Genomic DNA, 1845 nt, shown 5'->3' with positions numbered 1-1845 from the left:
CCGCGATGATGCACCTGACTGAAGCAATCAAAGACGGCAAACCTGCTGGATTGAAAGAGCTGGGCGATTGGGAAACCATCTATCAAGGGTTGTCGACATTACCTGAGCAAGCTAAGCAGAGCTGGTTTAAGTTTGATCACTTCTATTCGGATCGTTCTTTCCCATTGCTGCTTAAAGAAGTGTTTGCCAATGAGCCAAAACACATCGTCGATATCGGTGGCAATACGGGTAAATGGGCAATGCAGTGCTGCAACTACGATAAAGATGTGCATGTGACCATTGTTGATTTGCCGCAGCAACTGGAAGTCGCGATGTCTAACGTGGCAGAGAATCAGCTCAGCGAGCGCGTGCATCCGTATCCTGCCAATATGCTTGATAAAGCCCAAACATTGCCTGATCATGCCGATATTTGGTGGATGAGCCAGTTCTTAGATTGTTTCTCTCCAATTGAAATTTTAAATATTTTGAAGAAAGTGAAGGAGCAGTTGAGCGCGGGCGATACCGTTTACGTTCTCGAACTGTTTTGGGATGCGCAGAAATACGCGGGCGCGTCATACAGCTTAAATGCTACCTCGCTTTACTTTACCTGCCTAGCCAATGGTAATAGCCGTTTCTACCGTAGTGATGATTTCCTAGAAATTGTTGAAGCAGCAGGTCTCTCTGTTGTGGAAAGAACGGACAACATTGGCCTCGGACATACCTTATTAAAACTCCAAGCAAGCTAGTATAAAGAATGAAAACAGAGCACAAGCAAGTTGTCGTCGTTGGCGCAGGTCCTTCGGGTTCCACCGTTTCTGCGTTGCTAAAATCCCGTGGTATTGATGTTGTCGTGATCGAAAAAGCGACGTTCCCTCGTTTCTCAATTGGCGAAAGCTTACTTCCAGCTTGTATGGAGGTGGTTGAACTTGCCGGAATGACAGAGGCGGTGAAGCAGCATGGCTTCCAATTCAAAGATGGTGCGGCGTTCCGTCGTAATGGGGTCTACACCCACTTTGATTTCACTGACAAATTTACCGCAGGACCAGGCACCACATTTCAGGTTCAACGCGCCAGCTTTGATAAAGTGCTCGCTGACAGCGCCGCAGAACAGGTCGTCGACATTCGTTATCAGCATGAGCTGGTTAGCTTGGCGTTTGAAGGCAAAAAATCGCGCTTAGAAGTGGTTGGGCCCGATAAGCAGGCGTATCAAATCGAAGCCGATTTTGTTTTGGATGCGAGTGGTTTTGGCCGAGTGCTGCCGCGTTTGCTGGATCTGGAAGAACCTTCTTGCCTTCCGCCAAGAAAAGCGATCTTTACGCATATCGAAGATCATATTTCACCCCAAGAGCCAGAGTACGATCGCAACAAAATTCTGATTTCAGTCCATCCTGAAAATCACGACGTATGGTACTGGCTAATTCCATTCTCGAATGGTACGTGTTCGTTTGGTGTGGTGGGTGAGCCTGAGTTTTTCGAGCAATACCCAGAAGATAAGCTTGCAGCTTTGCAGCAGTTGGCAAATGAAGAGCCGGGTTTGGCGTCTTTATTGCGAAACGCGAACTACCCAAATCCCGTAGGTGAGTTGGGTGGCTATTCAGCGAACGTCAAACGCTTAGCCACAGAACACTACGCGCTGCTTGGTAACGCGGGCGAATTTTTAGATCCGGTATTCTCATCGGGTGTCACTATCGCGATGAAGTCCGCTCAATTTGCTGCTGATTGCGTTGTGCGTCAATTGAACGGCGAAGTGGTTGATTGGCAAGAAGAGTACTCAGAACGCTTGATGGTTGGTGTCAACACGTTCCGCACTTATGTGGAAGGCTGGTACAACGGCACGCTTCAAGACGTGATTTTCTACCAAGCTCC

The 1845-nt window shown here is 48.1% G+C and carries 2 protein-coding genes; both read left to right on the top strand.

From position 1 onward, the window contains the following. The coding region (locus R8269_RS23695; RefSeq protein ID WP_318222714.1) for a methyltransferase at positions 1-725 on the top strand (725 nt) is incomplete at its 5' end. 8 nt (positions 726-733) lie between these two features. Beyond that, positions 734-1845: NAD(P)/FAD-dependent oxidoreductase (locus R8269_RS23690; RefSeq protein WP_318222713.1), on the top strand; the 1112-nt coding region annotated here is incomplete at its 3' end.

The organism is Vibrio sp. Vb0667, from assembly GCF_033391095.1.
Note: the sequence above shows the minus strand (reverse complement) of the source record. Positions and strands in the feature narration are given on the sequence as shown.